Origin of the sequence: Cryobacterium sp. M91, from assembly GCF_002929615.1 — a bacterium.
GTDB lineage: Bacteria > Actinomycetota > Actinomycetes > Actinomycetales > Microbacteriaceae > Cryobacterium > Cryobacterium levicorallinum.
Genome location: NZ_PJJT01000080.1, coordinates 62,698 through 83,535 on the forward strand (window position 1 = coordinate 62,698; position 20,838 = coordinate 83,535).

The window sequence follows — 20,838 nt, forward strand, 5'->3', positions numbered from 1 at the left end:
GTTCAGGTTTAACGTATAGCGTTATTGACGCGATGCGTTATAGACTGATCGTGTGATCAGGTCTTTCGGTATCAAGGACACTGGAAAGATCTGGCATGAGCAGTACGTCAAGGGTGTCGACCGCGCGGTGCAGCGAGCGACCCTGCGGAAACTCGAGTTGGTCAATGCGGCCAAGGATCTTGAGGACCTTCGGATCCCTCCGGGCAATCGTTTGGAACAGCTGGTCGGGGACCGTCGAGGTCAGTACAACATCCGGGTGAACGTCCAGTGGCGCATCTGCTTCGTCTGGAGAGAAGGAGGAGCAGACCATGTCGAACTCGTCGACTACCACTGAGAACGACTCGATCGAGCCGATCCATCCGGGAGAGATCCTGATGGAGGACTTCATCGATGGATTCAGGATCACGCAGAACAAGCTCGCGGTCAGCATTGGGGTGCCGCCGCGCCGGATCAATGAGATCGTGCACGGCAAGCGGGGCATTACGGCCGACACGGCGATCCGCCTGGCGCGGTACTTCGGAACATCGGAAGAGTTCTGGATGAACCTGCAGTCCAACTATGAGCTGCGTCGCGAGCGCCGGGCGCTGCGGGACAAGGTTGCATCGATCACACCGCTGAAGGTCGCGTGACAGATTCTTCGATCAAGGTAGTTGCGCACAATGCGTTGGGGGCGCGAGACTTCGCCCAACTGGGGCGGCTGTTCGAAAGACGGGCCCCGTACCCGTGCGACGTCGGACTAGTCATCGCGTCAATGCATCCCTGAATGCGCGTGCCGCAGTCTCCGGACTTCATGCAGGCAGCCGTTGGAACGTGCTGGATTTCAGGTTCAACGCTTAGGCTCAAGTTTCTTGCGATATTCGTCACGAGAGCATCAATCGAAGGAGACCATCGTGCCTGTCATCGCCATCATCGGAGCCGGACCGGGACTCGGCGCAGCGGTTGCGCGCCGGTTCGGGCGCGAGGGCTTCTCGCTTGCCCTGATATCCAGGAACCAGTCGAAGCTGGACGCTATGGCAGCCGAGCTGACCGATGCCGGCTTCACCGCGAGTGGTTACGCTGCGGACGTCCGCACGCCCGCGTCGCTCGAAGCTGCCCTTGCACGTGCCGCGGCAGAGCTCGGTCCCATTACTGCGCTGCAGTACAGTCCTCTCCCGTCGCGCGACTACCTGAAGCCGGTGCTGGAGATGACTCCTGAGCTGGCGCTGGAGGCATTGCAGTTCTCGGCCCTCGGACTCATCCACGCCGTGCGCACGGTGCTGCCGGGAATGCGTCTGGCAGGAAGCGGCAGCATCATCCTGATCAACGGCGGGACCTCGGTGCAGGCGCGCGCCGGCTTCGCCGGCACGTCGATCGCCTTCCCCGCCGAGAGCGCCTACGGCGAGATGCTGCACGATGCCCTAGAGGGTGACGGTATCCGGGTTAACCAACTGGTGATCCCCGGCGGCATCCCCCAGCTTCAGCTTGCCAACGGCATCGATGGCGTCGCTGATCGCATCTGGGACCTCCACGCCGTTGCCGGTCCGTTCCGCACCATGCTCATTCCGCTCGAGGACGGCCGGGAGTAGCGAACTCGTTGCCCCGTCGCACGATAGTCCGCCCGACTGCACGACGAAGTGAGGCTCGGCGCGGTCTGCGCGTGGACGCAGTGCCCCCAAAAGAAGTCCACCGCCACCCGAGCGGCCGCTCGTCCGATGGAATTGCGTCGGTTGACTGCGTCGAGTGTTAGCGTTCTGGCATGACTGAGACGGCCAAGCAGAGATCCCGTACCTCCCGCACCGGGTCGATCCCACGCACGGCGGCACGGATCGCGCTCGGACTGGTCCTGACCGGTGCCGGAGCCACCCACCTCACGGTCGCGCGTGACGATTTCCAGGCACAGGTGCCGGAGTGGGTACCGCTGAACGACGACCTCGTCGTGCTCGGCTCCGGGGTGGTGGAGATCACCCTCGGCGTGGCCCTCCTCGTCGCCGCGAAGCAGCGTGTGCTGGTCGGATTCGTGGTAGCGGCCTTCTTCATCGCCATCTTCCCCGGAAACATCTCGCAGTACCTGACGAAGACCGACGCGTTCGGCCTCGACACCGACCAAAGCCGCTTCATCCGACTGTTGTTCCAGCCGCTTCTCGTGCTGTGGGCACTGTGGGCGACCGGGGCGAGCACAGTACTCCGTCGGGCGCTGCGTGGGCGCCGATAGCCCCGTCCGCCGTGAACCGGGCCGTACCGGGTCGGCTGCACAGGGTGGCGGTGGCAGACTGATTCCCATGACGACGCTGCACATCACCGGCGATGACACCGCCGACGCCCTCCTCAGTGAGAATCCGTTCGCGCTGCTCATCGGAATGCTGCTCGACCAGCAGGTTGCGATGGAAACGGCTTTTGCCGGTCCGGCCAAGATTCGCGAACGGATCGGCACCCTCGATCCGAAAGTGATCGTCGACTTCGACACGGATGCCTTCGCCGAGATGTTCCGCGCGTCACCGGCCGTGCACCGCTACCCGGGTTCGATGGCGGCGCGTACCCAATCGGTGGCCGGGGCCATCATGAGCAACTGGAACGGCTGCACCGCCTCGATCTGGACGGAGGGCGATCCCGACGGCAAGGAAATATTCCGTCGGCTGAAGTCACTGCCCGGGTTTGGCGAACAGAAAGCGAGGATTTTTCTCGCACTCCTCGGTAAGCGACTCGGAGTCGACGCGGCCGGCTGGCGCGAAGCATCCGCTCCCTATGGGGAGGAAGGGTCATACCGATCGGTGGCCGACATTGTCGACCCCGAATCGCTCACTCGCGTGCGCGAGACCAAGCGCGCCGCTAAGGCAGCCGCGAAGGCATAGTCTCGCGTGGTGGGCCCTCACTTCAACGAACGGACATTCGACTTTCTCGACGAACTCGAGCATCGCAACGAACGCGACTGGTTCCAGGAGCACAAAGCGATCTACGAGCACGAGTTGAAAGACCGGATGCTTGCGGTCATCGAGCGAATCAACCTTGCGTTGGGCGACTTCGCGGCCGAGTGTGTGCGCCCGCCGAACAAGGCCATGATGCGCATCTATCGTGACGTTCGATTCTCGAACGACAAGTCGCCGTATAAGACTCATCTCGCTGCCCACTGGCCACCCCGTGGACTGGAGAAGGCTGGGGGAGCGGGATACTTTCTGCAGGTGGGTGTGCGCAGCGTCATGGTGGCCGGCGGTGCCTACAGCCCGCCGCCGCCGCAGCTACGGGCCATCCGCGACTACGTGCTCGACCACCACGGAGAGCTGCGCTCTCTGCTCGCCACGCCCGCGCTCACACAACTGGCGCAACCGTTCGGCGGCAACAAGCTCATCCGCCCGCCGCGCGGCTTCCCGGTCGGCCATCCGGCGGCTGACCTTTTGCTCAATCGCAGCTGGGCGCTGGTCGGCCACCTGCCCGGCGACGTCGCGCTCGACGAGAATTTCACCGACCTCGTCATTGAACGGTTTCGGGCGTTTCAACCGGTAGTCGACTTTCTCAACGTTCCACTGTCCGCGGCCACCCCGCTCGAGCAGGAAGCAGCCGTAGGCCGCCGTCGCTCTGCCTGACCACAGCCAGCCGGGACCCGCGCCGTATCAGGCCAGGGCCCCGCTAAGTGCCGGTCACACTTTGTCCCTGTGGTGGTGCACAATCTGGGCGCCGTTTCTCACAGCAAAATTCTGACCTGGGGTGTCTATCCGATCGCGTACCTGCTTCCGGCCATCGGTGTGAGCGGTGGAGACGCCTGGGTCGGTAAGCAACTCGGATACTCGATAGCCGACATTCTGGCGAAGGCGCTCTATGGGCTCATTATCTTCCAGATTGCGCGGATGAAATCCTTTGCCGACGACCCGGCATTCGCGCTGGAGGAACTGTCCGTCGAGGACGCCGGGGAATTGTCTCGGTCGATCAAGCCCGCGGACGTCGTGAAATAGGGCGAACGTCATCGGGGCCCGGCCGAGCGAACGTCTGCTCGGCCGGGCCCCCTGTACACCCTGGGCCTGTGACATCGAGGTGACAACGGATGTCTGATGCCTCACCCGACAAAGGCGCAGCCTAGTCCAGCGCCGTAATACGGCTCAGCACCTGCTCGGGAACCGCCTGGCGCGGCACCTCGCCCACCAGAAAATCGCCGTCGGGCAGCAGCGTGCCGGAGTCGGACGACCAGAACTCCGCGCTGATCACCGCTCCGCTCAGCTGGCTGCCGTGCAGCTCGACGTGGTCGTCGTGTCGCTGGCCGAGCGCCCACCGGTAGTGGTCGGTCACGTTGGCGACTGGAGAATAGGTCGACAAAGGTACCCCGCCAACAGCCGGGCCGCGGTCGTCGAGCAGCACGGCGATCAGCGGCAGCGCGGCGAACCCGCGCAGCCAGTCGGCAACATACATTGACGCGTTTTCGGCGTTGTCGGCGTCGAGCCCGGACACATCGTTCGACCCCGAAAACGGATGCGTGAGCGCCAGCCACTGCATCGGCGACGGAATCTGCAGCACGACCGGTACCCGCTGGGTCTGGCTGAAGAGGGTGGCCAGTTCAATCACGTACGCCGTCGTCTCGGCATCACCGAGCAGGGTACGCAGGGCATAGCCGGTGCGGGTTTTGGCGCCCATCGCTGCCTGAAGCGCAGGGTCGGCGGCGACCCGCTGGGCGTAGAACCGGTCGAGGCTGAGCAGGGCCAGGTCGGACTTCAGCACGCCCTGCACTTGGCCGAAGAAGTTCGCGAAGGCCATCGGCTCCTGCCACGGCACCGGCTTGCCCTGCAGAAAAACGGATTGGGCATAGTCGTGGCTGTCCAGCACGACCGCGCGACGGCGGCCCGACGTTGGCTCGGCCAGCAGTTCATTCAATGAAACGGTCACGGTGTCTCCCATCGATCAATCAAGAAAATCGACCCGGGCTGCGGGACCGTAAGGAGACGGTCCCGCAGCCCGGGTCAGCTGGTGAAAATTAGGACTTGTGCACGGCCACTTCGCCGTACTTCTGCTCGAGTTCGCGCACGCGCGCCTCGAGCTTGCTGATTTTCAGAACTCGGCGGTCGGGCACCATGATGAGGGGTAAATCTCCGATCTTGCCCTTGACCCGCTCGGGCTCAATTTTGCCCCAGTGCGTCGCCAGCAATTCCTCGTTGTTGTCCTGGCCCCACGAGCCGTAGTAAAGCAGGTCCTTAGGCGGCTCTTCTTGAACGAACTCCGCAACAAACTCCTTGTACGGCTTGCCGCGACTGATGCGATCTTGGCGCATCTGGGCCCGCAGTTCAATCGTTGCCTGCTCGTACACCACGAAAGTGTCAGCTTCCCAGACGACGCCGTAAACGTTCGTGGCGACCTGGGCCGAGATTCTGTCCAGCTCAAGGTCGGTCACGACGAGTTCGGGGTCGCGCTCTAGCACGTCGCCGTAGCCACCGCCGGCGCCCTGGGCGATCATGTAGAGTTCGCCCTCCTTGGCCACGTCGAACTGCAGCCCCATGTGTCCGGTCTGGTAATCGCCGCCCTCGAAGGGCTGCTCGTTCATGACGCGTTCCATCGAAAGGTTGAACTGCGACGGGTCCTTCTTGATGATGTCGTAGATGTTGATGTCCTTGACCATGGCCAGGGGATAGACCGGGCAGCCGTACCCTCCGAACATTCCGGGAACCGAGGAGAACTTTGATCCGGAGGTGACGGTCATGAAACCCCAGCTGGGTGTACCGCGAGAGGCCACCATCATCTCGTAACCCATGCCGCCGCGATACTTGCCGAAGCCCTGATTGTCGCGCACCAGCCGCTTGCTGACCAGTTGCAAGAACGGTACCTCTTCTTCCATGACTTCCTGCTCGCCGAGGTCGGCCATGGCGCAGAACAACGGCGCCACGGCGTCTTCACCGTCGCGGAACGCCTTCGCCCCGCCGCCCATGCCGTTGAGGTCGGCACACAGATTACCGACCTGCTCACCGTTCTGGGTGGTGCCGCCCCATAGAAAATCGTTGATCTGGTTGAACCAGGGCGCCACGACGTTCGAGTATTTCTGTGGCGATGAGAACTGCATCTTGGCGAAGGCCGACTGTAGGGCGGAGAAGCCGCGGAAGGATGCCTGCAGCGACTGGCCGACGGGCGCGTCGTAGCCGGCATCCGCCCAGGTATGTTCCTCCGTGATAATTTCGATGGGCGACAACGCTCCGGTGCTGCGAGGCAGGTCAGGCCACCAGTACGAGAGAACTGCCTGGGACATGAAAGATTTCGTTGACGCGAGCGGCGAGTTGAGGGCCCGATTGAGAATCTCGGGGCCGGTACCGGTGAGATCGATAATCATTCGTTCGCCCTTCACAGTGATCTTGCAGGCGAACTTGATCAGAATGTTCTCCTTAAGCGTGGAGTCCACGAACTGATTGAAGGTGACGGTGCCGTCTGGCAGCTCGCCAATACGGCGGCGTACCTCAGTCTCGACGTCCTCGACGGTGACGCGAAGTGACGCGACGAAGGTCTCCTGCCCAACCTCGTCGATGAGCCGGTCGACGGTGTCCATGATGCGCCGGGTGGCGCCCATCTTCACCTTGATGTCGGCGAGCATGAGCTTCGGGTCGCGCGTGGAGTGTTGCAAGAACGTCAGCAGGTCGCGCCGCAGGTGCCCCTTCTCCACAATCTTGATCGGCGAGGCACGCAGACCGTCATCGAATGGTGACTCCGAACCCGACGGCATACCACCTGGTTCGCACGCTCCGTTCTCGCCTTCGTGGATGGTCGCACCCACCCAGGCGATGATGATTCCGTCGCGCATGACCGGTACGAGCATCGACTGATCGGTGTTGTGCACCATGCCGAAGCGGGAGTCGTTGTGGAAGAAGCCGTCACCCGGGTTGATGCCGACGGTGGGCTCATCCTTCCAGTTCTTCATGATGTAGCGGATGGGATGGTGCAGCACCGCGGAGAAGGCGATCACGCCGCGGTTGGAGAGATACGTGACATCGCCCTCGGCGGTGTAGACCGCGCAGGAGAGGTCGGCCCACTTCGCTCCGGGCGCCGCGCCCATGCTCTCGCACATCTCGAAGGCCTCGTCAAGTGCACCGGCCAGGCGTTTGCGAATCCGGTCGACCTCGAGCGGGTCAATGCCCTTCGCGATGCACTCCTCCTCATAGGCGGTGCGCGGCATGATCTCGTGAGTACGCATGATGGCCGGGTCTGGCCCGAGGAAGAGGGTAGTCTCGTCCATGAATTTGTCGACCCACTGCTGTTCTTGGTCAGTCAGTAGCTGGGATGCGTCGTCGTCTCCGCTGGTGGGCACGAACTGGTCAGTTGTCAGTGTCATGGTGTTCAAGCTCCTTTGCTTGCGTTCGCTGAAGAAAAAGTGGGAAGGTCGGTCAGTCGCTCAGTAGCCATACCGCCCCCTGCACTGTCGGTTCCAGGCGCCAGCCTGGTTCCACCAGATAGGTGGTGTTTTCGGTCGTGACGATCGCCGGTCCGTGGATCACGTATTCGTGTTTGAGCGCGTCGGCGTCGTAGACAGGGGTGTCGACCGCGCCGGCGATGCTCGTGAAGTGCACCGAACGCCGCGAGACCGGTGCCGGCTTAATCTTCTCGCCGCCGGTTTTGATCGACTCGAATTGAATGACTTCGCCCTCGATATAGGACGCTACGCGAATGGTCTGCGCCCGGACGCCCGCCTCTGGCGCCTGGGTTCCCTCGCCGTATCGTTCGCCAAAGATCTCGGAGAACGTCTTGATCAGGTGCAGCACGTCGGCGACCCCGTTGACCCGGTTGATGTTGAAGGCGACGGCAGTGGTGACGAGCTGGTTGCCGTAGCGCATGTCCATTTCGAGTCGGTAGCGCACGTCGGCGCGGTCGTAGCCCTGGCGCACGAGGTCTTCGGCGCCCTTCGCTTCCAGCTCCTCGATGTACCCGTTGAGCGCTTCGTACTGAGCGTAGAGGCTGCGCTTGATCGGTTCGTAGAGCACGACGTAGGCGCTGCGTTCGTGAATGTGCAGCGGTCGCATATTGCCGGCGCCGAGCGCCGAGAACACCGACGCGAAGGGTGGAAACAGGATGCGGCTGATGCCGGCGCTCGCCGCGATGCCGCAGGCATGCAGCGGACCGTTACCGCCGTAGGCGAGCATCGTGTAGTCCTCGATCAGCCCGCCGCGCGAGCGCAGCTCCTTTTCGATGCCAATCGCCATCTGTTCGTCGACTGTCTTCTTGATAACCTTGGCAACCTCGACCGCGTCGAGGTCGAGCTCGTCGCTGAGCGTCTCATCGATGACATAGATCGAACGCTTCTTGTTGAGATTGATGTGCCCGTTGGCGTAATTGTCCGGGTCGAGGTAGCCGAGTACCAAGTCGGCGTCGGTGACCGTGGGGCGCAGGCCGCCACGGTCGTAGCAGGCCGGGCCCGGGTCGCTTCCGGCTGATTCCGGTCCGATTTGGATGGCGTGGTGAATGCGGTTGTAGGCGGCGATAGATCCGCCGCCGGCGCCGAGCGTGTTGAGGTGGATCATCGGCGCGGAGACCATCCAACGACCAATGGTGGGCTGGAAATCGTAGTGCCGCACACCGCCCTCTGGCACCAGACCGATATCGAACGAGGTGCCACCCATGTCCATTGACACGACGTCGCCGAGGCCGGTCGACTCCGACAGGTGCTGGGCCGCGCCGACGCCGGCGATCGGTCCGGAGTGAATCGTTTGCAGGGCATCCGTTGAATTGGGCTGCGCCATGCCGCCCGAATTGTGAATGACGAGCATCGGCTTCTCATAACCGGAGTCACGCAGGTTGTTGGAGAGCTGATTGAGGGCATGAAACATTGTCTGGTGCAGAAAAGCGTCGACGACGGTGGCCATTGCTCGCACGTATTCGCCCTTGCGGCCGGAGACCTGGCTGCTCAGCAGCACCGGAATCGACCCGAGCTCGTGCGTGGGGTACTCGTCGAGAATGATCTCGAGAATGCGATCCTCGTGCACCGAGTTCTCGGTAGCGTTGGTCAACGCGATAACGATGGCCTCTGCGCCGTTGTCGACGAGTTCGCGCACCTGGGTGCGCACGTCGTCGTACATCAGGGGCACCAGTACCTCGCCGACCGAGTCGATCCGTTCTTTAACCGAGCGGATGAGGCGGCGCGGCACAAGCGGGTCTGGTCGCTGGGCATCGGGCATATCGCCCTGCTTGACCCCGTCGAGTCCTTCGCCGTAGCCGCGGCCACGAGAGAGCGGGATGGTGTCCTCGAAGCCGTGGGTGACGATCGCCGCGACCCGCGGCCCCTTACCCTCGATCAGGGCGTTGGTGCCGAGGGTGGTGGCGTAGCGCACCGAGTCGACCTCCTTGAGCGCGGTTTCGCGACTGATGCCGGCGCGCTCGCAGGCCCGGTCGAGGGCTTCGTTGAAACCGAGGGCGAGGTTGTGGTGGGTGGTGAGCGCCTTGGATTCGATGTACACGTCGTCCCAGACGAAGAAGCAGTCGCTGAATGTGCCGCCGATGTCTACGGATATGCGTTTCACGGTCAGTGCCCTTCGGAGTTGTCGGCGTGCGAGTGGGAGTGGGAATGTGCGGACACGGAATCAAACCGGGCGCTGAGGTCGGTCTCGGCGTTCTCGCCGGGGCCGTAGTTGACGACCTCCTCGGGGTTGCCGCCGTGGGCTTCCCACTTTTCGCGCAGGGAATCGATGTCCCAGAGCATGTCGACGGTCGGCGGATGCCCCGGCGGCAGGTATTCGGCCTCGATCTGGGTGCCGCAGGTGGGGCAGTAGAACTCCAGGATGCGGCAGAAGGTCGGGTCCGGGGAGAACGTGAACTCGTACTTTTCCGGGTCGATCACCGGGGGGTGAATCTCCTGCGGGTCCCGGTCGTAGACCAGAGTTCCTTCCTTGTAGTTGCCGCGGGCGTCGCCGAAGTCATGGGCGCAGACGCGGCAGATCCACCGCTCCGTATCGAGGTCGATGAGCAGGTATTCGGTCATGGGAACGCGCATTGTGTTTGTACCTTCCTGGGGAAACAAAAAAGTGGGCTAAAGCGTGTCGGCGAGCTGCAGGTCGCCGGCCGTGGAGACCGTCAGGGTCCAGCCGAGCGGCACGCGCGCGGTGAAGAACGGTCCCTCGACGATGGCCGGTCCGGCCGCCGCGGCGCCGGGCTTCTGGTCGTCGAGTTGGTAGACCGAGACGCTGTCGATCTGGGTGGGAGTGGAGCGCACCTGCCGGGTTCCGGCGGCCACGGCGGCGCTCGCCGCAGCGGGTACCCCGCTGGCGATGGTCGGGTGCGGCAGCCGGAAGGTGGCCTTGAGCGAGAGAATCTCTTCGCCGTCTTCGACAATGGTCGACCAGTCGAGTTCGCACTCGCTCAGGTCGTGCCCTTCCTGGAACATGTCCTTGCCGGCATCCGCTTGCATCGACGTGCGCACCGCGGTGATCTCGGCCTCCGAGAACCCGGTGACACTCGTTTCGTAGGACTGGGCGATGTCGGAGAAGCTGATTCCGTAGGCCGAGAACACCGCGGCGAGCCGCGGCACGAGTACGTTGTGCACGCCGGCAATGCGTGCGGCGGCGCAGGCGTTCATCGGTCCGCCGCCACCGAACGCGGCGACCGTCGTGTCGCCCGTCGCGCTCACGAGGTCGGCGAAGGCCCGCGCCAGGTGGCTGGAATAGCTGGCTTCCATGCGAATCAGGGCCTCGTCGAGGCTGATTCCGAGTGGGTCGGCGACGGTCTTGGTGATGACAGCGCGCGACCGTTCGGCGTCGAGGGCCATCTCGCCGTTCAGATAGGTGGCGGGGTCGAGCACGCCGAGCAGCAGGTTGACGTCGGTGATCGTGGCCTGCGTGCCACCGAAACCGAAGCAGGCCGGTCCGGGGGCTGCCCCGACGCTTTCCGGCCCGACGGTGATCTCGCCGTCGTGCACGGCAATGATCGAGCTGCCGCCGACTCCGGTCGAGCGCACATCGCTCATCTCGTAGGAGATGTCGACGCCCTGGATCGATCCGCGCCGGTCGACGGCGATCGTGGAATTGGCGACGGCGCCGACATCCGTTGTGGTGCCGCCGACATCGATCATGAGCACGTTGTCGAGCCCGTACGCCTCGGCGAGAGCACGGGTGCCCTCGAGGCCGCCGCGCGGTCCGGAGGAGTAGGTCTTGAGCGCGACCGACTTGGCCACGCGGGAGGAAGCGCCGTCGTTGCGGTAGATCAGCAGTGGGTTCTTCACCTTGTAGGCGCGCAGCCGGTGTTCGGCGCTGTACAGAAAACGCTCGACCGTGGGGTGCAGAAAGGAGTTGAGGATGCCTGACCAAACCTGACGCTGGCGGGAGGTATCAGAGGCGAACTCGCGGGAGAACAGAATCGGCACCGAACCGAGTAGGTGTCGGGGAAAGTTCTTGAGCATGGTGCGCTTGAACAGGTGTTCGCGTTCGGCGCTAAGGCCGGCGACGACGAGACGCTCCGCTCCGGCGGTGGTCAGTCGGTTGATCTCGGCGACGAGCTGGCGGGAGAGTTCCTCGGGACTGCCGTCGGCCGTGATGATGCCGATCCGGGCACCGATCAGGTCGGTGAACAACGCGGCGGTGTCGTCCGAGTGGCCGAGCGAGTCCGGCAGGGTGGGATCGTCGGTGATGAGCCCGATCTTGGGCCCCTTGCGCTGCACCAGCGCGTTGGTGCCCTGGGTCGATGAATAGCGGATGTGCTGGGTTGAATGCAGCAGGTCGGCTAGATTCGCTTTGCCGAACAGTAGAGCGGATGCCTTTGTCATCGCGTCGAAGAGACACTGGGACAGGTCGACCGGAGTGGTGAGGGTCTTGGTAAACGTGAAATCCGTGCCACTGGCGACAACAATGTCGGTGAGGGTTCCACCATTGTCGATGTTGATCAATCGTTCCATGAGCGCTCCTTTGCGGTTTGTGGTGAGTGATCGAGGCTCTCGGGGAGCCACGTCACCAAGAATGACCCCGCGTCCGAGGTGCAGCGTGTCCCAGATTGGGACACCGCACGACTAGCGCTCGCGGGGTCGCAGCGGGCATGCTTGCAGAGTCCACAAGGGAGTCGATATGCATAGAGTCGCCGATCGGCGAATCAAGATAGCGGCGGCGCGCGCCGATTTTCTGCGATTCGGACACGCTGAAACCCAATCGGTTCCTGGCGTGGTGGCCGCCTCCTGGCAGCGTTCCTTCTCAGCGGGAGTGGATGCATCCACTTCTCAGGCAGTGTTTCACAACGACCTCGATCTGACCGGCCGCCTGATGCGCTGCTCGGAACCGGTCATCGCCCGGCTGAGCGGTGAGATGGCTGAAATGCCGCTGTCGATCGTACTCACCGACTACAAGGCACGAATTCTGAGTCGTTCCGAAACCGACAAGACCATCGGAACCCTGCTCGATGACGTGTCGCTGGCGCCCGGCTTCAACTACGCCGAGGCGAGCGTCGGAACCAACGGAATCGGCACCGTGCTCGAGTCGGGTCAACCGTTGTACATCGTGGGGCCCGAGCATTTTCTCGAGCACCTGCAGCCGTTCGCCTGCGCCGGGAGTCCCATTCGGGACCCGATCACCGGGCGGGTGGAGGGGGTGCTGGATATCAGCTGCCTCATCGAAGATGCCAGCCCGCTCATGCATTCCCTGGTGCGGTCGGCCGCCCATGAGATTGAGCGCAACCTGCTCGTCGATCGCAGTCAGCGACAGCAGGCACTGTTTGAGGAGTATGTGCGGGTGGATTCCCGCAACCGGGGCGCCGTCATGGCCATCGGCGGCACCGTGGTGATGGGCAACGCGGTCGCGCAAAGTTCGTTTTCTCCCGATGAACAGTGGACCATTCAAGAGCACGCTCGCTATCTGATGATTTCTCCTGGTCAGCCGGTCGACCAGATCGAGCTGTCCTCGGGCAAGGTCGTGCATGTTCGGGGCAAACGTGTCGTGGTGGGCCCGGACGTCGCCGGCATCGTTGTGGTGGTCGAAATCGTCTCCGAACCGGCACCGGTACCGGTGCCCGCATCGAGACTGACCCTGTTGCCGCTGCGGGGGCACCGGTTGAAGAAACCCATTCCTGCAGACTCTTCGGCGATTCTGCACGATGCGGAATCCTTGCTCGGCAAACGCGCCTCGAGCGGAGTGGTCACCGCGCTCACCGCCGGCGCGCCCCTGCTCGTGCTGGGGGAGGCCGGCGGCGGCAAGGTGTCGCTGCTCGCCGAACTATATCGCCAGATCGTTCCGCTGGGCCGAAGCGTCATATTCGGTGCCGAGCAGCTCAATCAGCACGGCGTGCACTCGGCCATTAATAACGACCTGATCAGCGCCCTGGCCCGGCCAACGCTGTACATCTTTCGCAATATCGATCGGTTCACCGAGGCAGCGACCGCCGAACTCGAGGCGTTTCTGGTGACCCGCGAAGCCGGTGTTGGCGGCCTGGCCGTCACGGTGTCGCAACCCGATCTTCAGGCTGACCTGGCCGCTGCCCGCCCGTACACGGCCCTACTGCAGCACTTCACAACCTCGGTCACGGTTGCGCCGCTGCGGCACCGCCAGGGAGACCTGCCCGACATCGTCACCCGGGTGCTCGCGCGACGGGCCGGTTTACGTCCGGCCACTGTGAGCGCCGGAGCGATGCGGGTGATCTCCCGCTATCCGTGGCCGGGCAATATTCGTCAGCTCGAAGAAGCGCTCGACACCGCCCTGCTCACGCGACCGGTCGGCGCCATCCAGGCCGAAGACCTGCCCGCCTACTGCCACGGCGGTGCACCGCGCCTGTTGTCGGCGATCGAAGCGGGGGAGCGTGACCTCATCGTCGGTGCCCTGCACAAAGCCGACGGCAATCGGATGCGCGCGGCCGAGTCCCTGGGAATAGCTCGGTCCTCCCTCTACCGCAAGCTAAAAACCTTCGGTATCACCGTCACCGACTCGTAGCCGGGCTGCGGCATCCGCTTACTGGCGGTGTGTGGCACGCAGGCGAATCACAGACCAGACGACCACGACGGCGACGAGTGCCATGGCGGACAGTCCGAGTCCGGAGTAGCCGGCCAGCGCCAGAATCGGCCCGGCGATCGCGCCGCCGAGAGCGCCAGCCGCGTTCATCGAGAGGTCGGAGAACCCCTGCAGCGAGGATCGATCCTCGATCTCGACGGCCTCGGCGACGAGCGCAGAGCCGGCGACAACGGATGCCGACCAGCCCAGGCCCAACAGCACCAGACTTACCGTCATCGTGCCCTGCGACCCGTCACTGAGCCAGGCCGCTCCCAGCGCCCCGAGCAGCAGGGCCTGCCCGCCGAGGATCACCCGAAGCCGGCCGAACCGGTCGGCGAGCGCCCCGAACGCCGGGGAGAGGGCGTACATGCCGGCCACGTGCAGGCTTATCGTCAGCCCGACGATGGTCAGGGTCGCGCCGTGGTCCCGCAGGTGCACCGGCGCCATCGACATCAGGGCCACCATGGTCGCGTGGCTGAGCGCGATCACGACAACGGCGTACCGGGCCGCCGTGTTGCCGCGCAGAATAGCCAGACCACCACTGGCCCGACGGATGCCCACGCTCGTCGTGCGCGCCGCCAGCGCGGTCAGCAGGGGGTCGGGTCGCAGCCCGAGCGCGTAGACGAAGGCGGCGGCGACCGTGGCGCCGAGCGAAAAGGCGAACGCCCCGGTCATCGCCGGAAGCCCGAGGGTGGCACCGAGCGCCTCGCCCGGTCCGAACAGGTTCGGGCCGAGCACGGCGCCAATGGTGGTGGACCAGACCACGATGGACAGGTCCCGTGCTCGAAAGCGCTGGCTGGCCAGGTCGGTCGCTGCAAAGCGGGCCTGGAGGTTCGTTGCTGAGCCGGCGCCGAGCAGCATCAGGGCCAGCAGTAGCAGGGGGAAGTTGTCGACGGACACCGACATGATCGCGAGCACCGCACCCGCGCCGGCCATAAGCGAACCGGTCGCGAGCGACACGCGACGCCCGCGCGCCTGCGCCAGGCGGGCGAGCGGAACGGCCACGATCGCGGCCCCGAGGGTGCTCATGGTGGCGGCCATGCCCGACCAGGCGCTGGACCCCGACAGCTCGGCGGCGAGTAGCGCGCCCAGCGACAGGGTTGCTCCCATGCCGATACCGCCCAGAATCTGCCCGGCGATGAGCACTCGCACGACGCGCTGCTGTAGGTTCGGTGCGGGTGACGAGGTCGTCGCGCGTGTGCTGGCGTGCTTCACAGTCTGTTCCCCCAGTTGGTCGCACCGTCGGGCGTGCGACTCGAGTGCTCGCGAGGCTCACTCTACCGAGCGGCCGACCGGTCTGATCGACGCCGGCCGCGAAAGTTGCGCCGTGCCGCCCCACCGGGCATCGTGGGATCATGACGAATCCCGGCGAGCACACCGCCGCACTGCACGACGAGCCTTCACAGGATCCCGCAACCTTCTGGGAAAACCGCTATCGCGAGAGCGATCGTGCCTGGAGCGGGCGCGCGAACGCGGCGCTCGAACGCGAGGCCGCCGGCCTCGCGCCGGGCACGGCGCTCGACCTCGGCAGCGGGGAGGGTGGCGACGCCCTCTGGCTTGCCCAAAACGGATGGTCCGTCACCGCCGTCGACATCTCCCCGACCGCGCTCGCCCGCGGCCAGGCCGCCGCCGAAGGGGCTGGCCTCGCTGAACGCATCCGCTGGATCGCCGCCGACCTGGCCACCTGGCAGCCGGACGGCCCGTTCGACCTCGTCACGGCACACTTTTTGCAATCACCGGTCGAGCTGCCCCGCGAGGTCATCCTGCGCCGCGCCGCCGCAACGGTCGCCCCCGGCGGCGTGCTGCTCGTCGTGGGCCACGCCCAGTTTCCGCCGTGGTCGAAGCACAAGCCAGACGGCGTTCCGTTGCCGACCGCCGACGACGTGCTCGCCTCGCTCGAGCTGCTCGCCGAGCACTGGGAGATCGTCACCAAAGCTGCTGTTGAGCGGGAAGCCATCGGCCCGGACGGCCACGTCGCCACCCTCGTGGACAGCGTGCTGACCCTCCGTCGCACCCACTCGATCTGAGCCGGTCGCCCTACGCCTGCGGCAATGAGAACATTGGGTAATGACCGGAACACTCGTGGCCAAGGGCCTGGCCGGCGGCTACGCGCACCGCACCCTCTTTGAATCGCTCGACCTGACCGTCGCCCCCGGTGATGTGATCGGCGTGGTCGGCGCCAACGGCGCGGGCAAATCCACCCTGTTGAACCTGCTGGCGGGGCTTACCGAGCCGCAAGCCGGCACCATCGCGCTCAGCCCAGCGGATGCCTTCGTCGGCGCGCTCCCGCAGGAACACGAACGGGTGCCCGGGGAAACCATCGCCGGCTACATCGGCCGGCGCACAGGCTGCGCCGAGGCGACCCGCGAAATGGATGCCGCGGCATCCGCTCTCGGAGCCGCTCAGCCGCGCGCCGGAGGGATCGACCCGGCCGACGCCTATTCGAGCGCGCTCGAGCGTTGGCTGGCCAGCGGTGCGGCCGACCTCGACGAGCGGCTGCCGATCGTGCTCGCCGACCTCGGCCTCACCCTCGGCAGCACACTCACCGCCGATAGCCTGATGACCGCGCTTTCCGGCGGCCAGGCTGCCCGGGTTGGCCTGGCCGCCCTGCTGCTCTCTCGCTTTGACATCGTGCTGCTCGATGAGCCGACGAATGATCTCGACCTCGACGGGCTCGAACGCCTCGAAACCTTCGTCACCGGGCTGCGCGGCGGCGTCGTGCTGGTCAGCCACGACCGCGAATTCCTCGCCCGCTGCGTCACCCGGGTGCTCGAACTCGACCTCGCGCAGGGCGCAAACCGGGTGTTCGGCGGCGGCTACGACGCCTACCTCGAGGAACGCGAAACCGCGCGCCGGCACAACCGTGAGAACTACGACGAGTTCGCCGCCAAGAAAGCCGACCTTGTCGGGCGGGCCAGAACTCAGCGCGAATGGTCGAGCCAGGGCGTGCGCAATGCCATGAAGAAGGCACCGGACAACGACAAGATCCGCCGCAAGGCTTCGGTCGAATCGAGCGAGAAGCAGGGCCAGAAGGTGCGGCAGATGGAGAGCCGTATTGCGCGCCTGGAAGAAGTCGAGGAACCCCGCAAGGAATGGCAGCTCGAGTTCACCATCGGCGCCGCCCCGCGCTCGAGCGCCGTCGTGGCCACCCTCAATAACGCCGAATTCCGGCAGGGCGACTTCGTGCTCGGCCCGGTATCCCTGCAGATCAACGGCGGAGAACGCATCGGCATCACCGGCCCGAACGGCGCCGGCAAGTCCACCCTGCTGCGCGCTCTGCTGGGACGTCAGAAAGCGGATGCCGGCAGCGCTCACCTCGGCGCCAGCGTTGCGATCGGCGAAATCGACCAGGCCCGGGCGCTCCTGGCCGGCGCCCGGCCCCTGGCCGCGAGTTTCGAGCTACTCGTACCCGATCTGTCCCCGGCCGAAGTGCGCACCCTGCTGGCTAAGTTCGGCCTGAAAGCCGACCATGTGAACCGCCCGGTCGACGATCTGTCGCCAGGGGAGCGCACCCGGGCCGGGCTAGCGCTGCTGCAGGCGCGCGGTGTGAACCTGCTCGTGCTCGACGAGCCGACCAACCACCTTGACCTCGCGGCGATTGAGCAACTGGAACAGGCGCTCGACAGTTATGAAGGCACGCTGCTTCTGGTCACCCACGACCGGCGCATGCTGGCCAACGTGCGCACCGACCGGCACTGGAAAGTCGAAGCGGGCCAGGTTCTCGAGGGCTGACGGTCACGTCCGAACAGCTCACCCGGGCAGGGCCATCAACTTCTTTTGGTGCCGCTTTTCGTGGGTGACCACGATCATGTGCGGCACGGTGAGGCCGGCCAGGCCGATGAACAGCACTTGCAGAATCTGCTCCGGCATATCGCCGCTGGGGCCGATGACGAACAGCAAAGCACCGGCCGCGAGGATCGGCACCACGGTATACACGACCACGATCAGGGGCGGTAGTCGCCCTCCGCCACGTTCTTCGGCAAACCCCGCCCTCAAATGCCGAAAGCTGTGCAGCGCACAGAAATACACCAAAAAGAAGACCAGCGGCTCGCAGGCCAATGCGAGCACCGACGTGAGCACGATTTCCACGCTCTCATGCGGCCGATGCCGCATGGCGGCGACGGCCGCCACCAGCAGCCCGGCCAGAGCGAGCGGTGCCAGTCCTGCCTGCACGTCCGACACCATCGCGCCGTCGGCACCGGCAAGCACCACGTAGGCAGCGCCCACCTGATCCGGATGTGAGAAGGCCGGTACGCTCAGCAGCCCGAATCCGGCGAGAAAGCGCAGCCACAACCCACGATCAGCGTTCCAATCAGACCCGAAATGCAGCGCCGACACGATCAGGAACGCAACCAAGCTCAGCACCGGGGCGACTAGCCAGAGCAGCACGACACCGACCACAATCACGAGGTATACCGTGTTGAACGCAGCAAAACCCAGCGGGGTTCGCCAGACGCCGGCGCGACGCGCGATCAATGGATCGAGGGCACCGTGAGGCAGACCCAGCACGGCGACGAGCACGCCGAGAAGTACGACCTGAAACGTAGGTGAGAGCATCGGCAGGCCGAACTCGAGCATGGCCAGCGTGGTCAGTGCCAGACCGGAGAACACCACCGTTTCGATGGGGACGTGGCGGATTCGGGCGGTTGCGCGGGCGGTACCGATTCGGGGCGCGGCGACCTGCTCCATCATTGTGTCTCGCCCGAGCACACGGTCCCAGTGGGCGTGACGACGAGTAAGGCCTGTGCAGCCGATGCAGAGGTGAAGGCTGTGGGTGCGGCTACCTGGGCGATAAACGGGCTCCATGGCAGGCTGAATATGATTTTGGCATAGTCTGCGGCCCGGGCGCCGTCACTGAGGAAACGCACCAGGGTGGCCGGCGGCACACCGCGGGCCAGAGCGAGAAAATACTCTGCAGTACGTTCCGGATGCGCGCGAACGGCCTGGAGAAATATGCGGTCGAAGGTGCGACGCAGCCACGGTTCTTCGGGATGCCCCACCGCTTCCCGCCCCGCCAGGAGGCGATCCGTGCACACTTGCGCCCACCGTTGAATGCGCAAGAATCCATAGCCTGAGGCGGCTCGCAAAGCGCCGCCCGCATTTCCGGCAAGCACCACCCCGGGTATCTCCGGCGCGGTCTGACGGCCCCGTCCCATGGCCAGCACCCCACCCTCGGTGCGCACCCGACGAACGTCATCCAGACCCAGGCCCGTTAAAACGTGGTCCAACTCACCGGCCAGAAGTTCCCGTTTGATCGGCGTTGTGCCGAAGCGGGTCCACTCCACGATGGCCCGGTTCGGACCCAATGGCAGCGCGTAAACGAAGCTCAGGCCTTCCTCATTGGCGGCAAGCGACCCCATCAATGTCACCTCGGTCGGGTCGAACGGATGCGGCCCGTCACACTCGAATTCAACGCCCACAAAACTTTGATAGAGCATCGCGGCAGCGGGCCGTGGTCGCGTATCGATCACCTGACGGGCCAGCAGTGTGCCGCCGCTGGTTTCGACCCGCACACCGTGCGGCACCGCGCTCACCATTTCGGCGCGTACGCCGAGACGCAGGTCTACACGCGGCGACTGAGCGATGTCGGTCTGCGCGCTGGAATAGAAGTCGATGCCACGAATGTACTGGTATGACAAAGCCGGAACCTCGTGCCGAACCGCGCTACCTGCGGCATCAGTAAAGGTCCACGTCGGCCAGCGTTGGGAAACCAAGTGCGAGAGTTCGTGATGTTCTTGCTGCCAAAAGCACCAGCTGCGGTCGTCCTGGTACGCGGTGCGCGGTTCGACGACGACAACGCGCGGCCCGGCTGGCGCGCGCGCCAGCCGGGCCGCCAGGCTAAGCCCGGCCAGTCCCGCACCAAGCACCACAACGTCAGCGTCTTCGACAGAGTTCATTTGTGCTCTATTTCTCTTAACCACATGCTGAGGTGTGGTGATTCTGTGGACCGATCGAGTCGGCTACAACAGCTGAAGAAATCTACGGATGAATCACTACTACCTCTGAACGTCGATTTGGAGTAGGTTTCCTAATATACCTAGCCAGGTTACCTAGGTACGTGCTTTATCTCCCGTACCGTCAGCGATTCTCGAGCATCAGAGGCTATTTTGATACCTGATTCACTAACCCAAGTGCAGTACGACACCATCTACAATATTTTCTCCCTCGTCATTGCCTCGCAGCTTTTCACCTCTATCTTTCTGGTCATCAGCCTTCCGCGCGTATTGCCGCGATATCGTCAGGCATTGACTGTCGCGGCGATCGTTTGTGGCATCGCGGCGTACCATTATTTCCGCATCTTTAACTCGTTCACGGAAGCTTTCGTGACCGAGGCGGTCGGCGGCCGCGGTGATTATGTTCAGGTCGCGGGAGCGTCGTTCAATGAGGGATACCGCTACGTTGACTGGCTGCTGACGGTTCCGCTGCTTCTCCTTGAACTCGTGGCAGTTCTGGCGCTGGCCCGGAAGGTGCAGAGCAGCCTGCTCACCCGGCTCATTCCTGCTGCTGCCCTGATGATTGCCTTGGGCTACCCCGGCGAAATGGCGTCGGACAATCTCACCCGTGGCATCTTCGGTCTGCTCTCTTCTCTTCCCTTCGCTTATATCCTCTACGTGCTCTTCGTTGAACTGACCAAGTCGCTCGACCGCCAACCCGCGACGGTGCGTAAGACCATCAGCCTGCTGCGACTGCTCCTGCTGGCAACGTGGGGCGTCTACCCGATTGCCTACCTGCTGCCCGGACTGGGTATCGACGGGTCCGACGCATGGGTCGGACTCCAGATCGGCTACTCCGTAGCAGATATCCTGGCCAAATGTCTGTACGGCCTGATCATCTTCCGGATCGCGCGGATGAAGTCCTTCTCAGATGACCAGGCCTTTGCCGAGGTCGAACTGACTCTGGAGGAGGCGACGAGCCTCAAGCAGCCTCTCGTTCAGAATCGGCGGAAGTAGTCGACGAA

At 64.3% G+C, this 20,838-nt stretch carries 19 protein-coding genes; 11 read left to right on the forward strand and 8 right to left on the reverse strand.

What is annotated here, in order from left to right:
- Positions 1–52: 52 nt before the first annotated feature.
- From CXY80_RS07385 to CXY80_RS07415, 7 genes are all read left to right on the forward strand, one after another.
- Complete coding sequence (locus CXY80_RS07385; RefSeq protein ID WP_092450341.1) at positions 53–334, forward strand: type II toxin-antitoxin system RelE/ParE family toxin; 282 nt, start codon at positions 53–55, stop codon at positions 332–334.
- Positions 309–629 (forward strand): HigA family addiction module antitoxin, encoded by a 321-nt coding sequence (locus tag CXY80_RS07390; protein WP_104132098.1) that lies wholly within the window; start codon positions 309–311, stop codon positions 627–629. Before CXY80_RS07385 ends, CXY80_RS07390 begins: the two co-directional genes overlap by 26 nt.
- Before the next feature lie 261 nt (positions 630–890).
- Entirely contained in the window at positions 891–1,565 is a 675-nt protein-coding gene (locus tag CXY80_RS07395) for an SDR family oxidoreductase (protein WP_104132099.1), read from the forward strand.
- Positions 1,566–1,735: 170 nt separating this feature from the next.
- Complete coding sequence (locus tag CXY80_RS07400; RefSeq protein ID WP_104132100.1) at positions 1,736–2,191, forward strand: hypothetical protein; 456 nt, start codon at positions 1,736–1,738, stop codon at positions 2,189–2,191.
- 67 nt (positions 2,192–2,258) lie between these two features.
- Positions 2,259–2,828, forward strand: coding sequence for an HhH-GPD-type base excision DNA repair protein (locus tag CXY80_RS07405; protein WP_104132101.1), 570 nt, complete (start codon positions 2,259–2,261; stop codon positions 2,826–2,828).
- A 9-nt stretch (positions 2,829–2,837) separates the two neighbouring features.
- Positions 2,838–3,557: a DUF2461 domain-containing protein gene (locus tag CXY80_RS07410; RefSeq protein ID WP_158251597.1), complete on the forward strand. Its 720-nt coding sequence runs from the start codon at positions 2,838–2,840 to the stop codon at positions 3,555–3,557.
- Positions 3,558–3,626: 69 nt separating this feature from the next.
- On the forward strand, positions 3,627–3,923 hold the full coding sequence (locus CXY80_RS07415) for a bacteriorhodopsin (protein ID WP_092450328.1): 297 nt from the start codon (positions 3,627–3,629) through the stop codon (positions 3,921–3,923).
- A 121-nt stretch (positions 3,924–4,044) separates the two neighbouring features.
- On the opposite strand, the gene CXY80_RS07420 is transcribed toward CXY80_RS07415, so the two are convergent.
- From CXY80_RS07420 to CXY80_RS07440, 5 genes are all read right to left on the reverse strand, one after another.
- Complete coding sequence (locus tag CXY80_RS07420; RefSeq protein WP_104132121.1) at positions 4,045–4,845, reverse strand: hypothetical protein; 801 nt, start codon at positions 4,843–4,845, stop codon at positions 4,045–4,047.
- A gap of 88 nt (positions 4,846–4,933) precedes the next feature.
- Positions 4,934–7,267 carry a hydantoinase B/oxoprolinase family protein gene (locus tag CXY80_RS07425; RefSeq protein WP_092450326.1) on the reverse strand — a complete coding sequence of 778 codons (2,334 nt, stop codon included), beginning with the start codon at positions 7,265–7,267 and terminating at the stop codon, positions 4,934–4,936.
- Between the two features lie 52 nt (positions 7,268–7,319).
- Complete coding sequence (locus CXY80_RS07430; RefSeq protein WP_092450324.1) at positions 7,320–9,446, reverse strand: hydantoinase/oxoprolinase family protein; 2,127 nt, start codon at positions 9,444–9,446, stop codon at positions 7,320–7,322.
- A gap of 2 nt (positions 9,447–9,448) precedes the next feature.
- A complete protein-coding gene (locus CXY80_RS07435; protein WP_233195111.1) occupies positions 9,449–9,904 on the reverse strand; it encodes an acetone carboxylase subunit gamma in 456 nt (151 codons plus the stop codon).
- Between the two features lie 48 nt (positions 9,905–9,952).
- A complete protein-coding gene (locus CXY80_RS07440) occupies positions 9,953–11,809 on the reverse strand; it encodes a hydantoinase/oxoprolinase family protein (RefSeq protein WP_104132103.1) in 1,857 nt (618 codons plus the stop codon).
- Positions 11,810–11,975: 166 nt separating this feature from the next.
- Between CXY80_RS07440 and CXY80_RS07445 the strand changes: the two genes are divergently transcribed.
- The gene (locus tag CXY80_RS07445) at positions 11,976–13,823 is read left to right on the forward strand and encodes a sigma-54-dependent Fis family transcriptional regulator (protein ID WP_104132104.1); all 1,848 of its coding nucleotides are present in this window, start codon (positions 11,976–11,978) and stop codon (positions 13,821–13,823) included.
- Between the two features lie 18 nt (positions 13,824–13,841).
- On the opposite strand, the gene CXY80_RS07450 is transcribed toward CXY80_RS07445, so the two are convergent.
- A complete protein-coding gene (locus tag CXY80_RS07450; protein WP_233195114.1) occupies positions 13,842–15,095 on the reverse strand; it encodes an MFS transporter in 1,254 nt (417 codons plus the stop codon).
- Between the two features lie 140 nt (positions 15,096–15,235).
- Here CXY80_RS07450 and CXY80_RS07455 point away from each other — a divergent pair, with 140 nt between their 5' ends.
- Together CXY80_RS07455 and CXY80_RS07460 are read left to right on the forward strand one after the other, a co-directional pair.
- Positions 15,236–15,907, forward strand: coding sequence for a bifunctional 2-polyprenyl-6-hydroxyphenol methylase/3-demethylubiquinol 3-O-methyltransferase UbiG (locus CXY80_RS07455; protein ID WP_092450316.1), 672 nt, complete (start codon positions 15,236–15,238; stop codon positions 15,905–15,907).
- Between the two features lie 40 nt (positions 15,908–15,947).
- The gene (locus CXY80_RS07460; RefSeq protein WP_104132105.1) at positions 15,948–17,612 is read left to right on the forward strand and encodes an ABC-F family ATP-binding cassette domain-containing protein; all 1,665 of its coding nucleotides are present in this window, start codon (positions 15,948–15,950) and stop codon (positions 17,610–17,612) included.
- An 18-nt stretch (positions 17,613–17,630) separates the two neighbouring features.
- Here CXY80_RS07460 and CXY80_RS07465 read toward each other — a convergent pair whose 3' ends face one another.
- Positions 17,631–18,572 (reverse strand): Brp/Blh family beta-carotene 15,15'-dioxygenase, encoded by a 942-nt coding sequence (locus CXY80_RS07465; protein ID WP_158251598.1) that lies wholly within the window; start codon positions 18,570–18,572, stop codon positions 17,631–17,633.
- On the reverse strand, positions 18,569–19,777 hold the full coding sequence (locus CXY80_RS07470) for a lycopene cyclase family protein (RefSeq protein ID WP_092450452.1): 1,209 nt from the start codon (positions 19,775–19,777) through the stop codon (positions 18,569–18,571). The genes CXY80_RS07465 and CXY80_RS07470 overlap by 4 nt, the downstream gene beginning before the upstream one ends.
- Before the next feature lie 234 nt (positions 19,778–20,011).
- Here CXY80_RS07470 and CXY80_RS07475 point away from each other — a divergent pair, with 234 nt between their 5' ends.
- On the forward strand, positions 20,012–20,830 hold the full coding sequence (locus CXY80_RS07475; protein WP_233195115.1) for a bacteriorhodopsin-like: 819 nt from the start codon (positions 20,012–20,014) through the stop codon (positions 20,828–20,830).
- Positions 20,831–20,838: the final 8 nt, after the last annotated feature.

Bases quoted from the DNA above. Each gene is read 5' to 3' on its own strand.
- CXY80_RS07390 (WP_104132098.1), top strand. From the start codon at position 309: ATGTCGAACTCGTCGACTACCACTGAGAACGACTCGATCGAGCCGATC.
- CXY80_RS07400 (WP_104132100.1), top strand. From the start codon at position 1,736: ATGACTGAGACGGCCAAGCAGAGATCCCGTACCTCCCGCACCGGGTCG.
- CXY80_RS07405 (WP_104132101.1), top strand. From the start codon at position 2,259: ATGACGACGCTGCACATCACCGGCGATGACACCGCCGACGCCCTCCTC.
- CXY80_RS07425 (WP_092450326.1), bottom strand. From the start codon at position 7,267: ATGACACTGACAACTGACCAGTTCGTGCCCACCAGCGGAGACGACGAC.
- CXY80_RS07435 (WP_233195111.1), bottom strand. From the start codon at position 9,904: ATGACCGAATACCTGCTCATCGACCTCGATACGGAGCGGTGGATCTGC.
- CXY80_RS07440 (WP_104132103.1), bottom strand. From the start codon at position 11,809: ATGGAACGATTGATCAACATCGACAATGGTGGAACCCTCACCGACATT.
- CXY80_RS07445 (WP_104132104.1), top strand. From the start codon at position 11,976: ATGCATAGAGTCGCCGATCGGCGAATCAAGATAGCGGCGGCGCGCGCC.
- CXY80_RS07455 (WP_092450316.1), top strand. From the start codon at position 15,236: ATGACGAATCCCGGCGAGCACACCGCCGCACTGCACGACGAGCCTTCA.
- CXY80_RS07460 (WP_104132105.1), top strand. From the start codon at position 15,948: ATGACCGGAACACTCGTGGCCAAGGGCCTGGCCGGCGGCTACGCGCAC.
- CXY80_RS07465 (WP_158251598.1), bottom strand. From the start codon at position 18,572: ATGATGGAGCAGGTCGCCGCGCCCCGAATCGGTACCGCCCGCGCAACC.
- CXY80_RS07470 (WP_092450452.1), bottom strand. From the start codon at position 19,777: ATGAACTCTGTCGAAGACGCTGACGTTGTGGTGCTTGGTGCGGGACTG.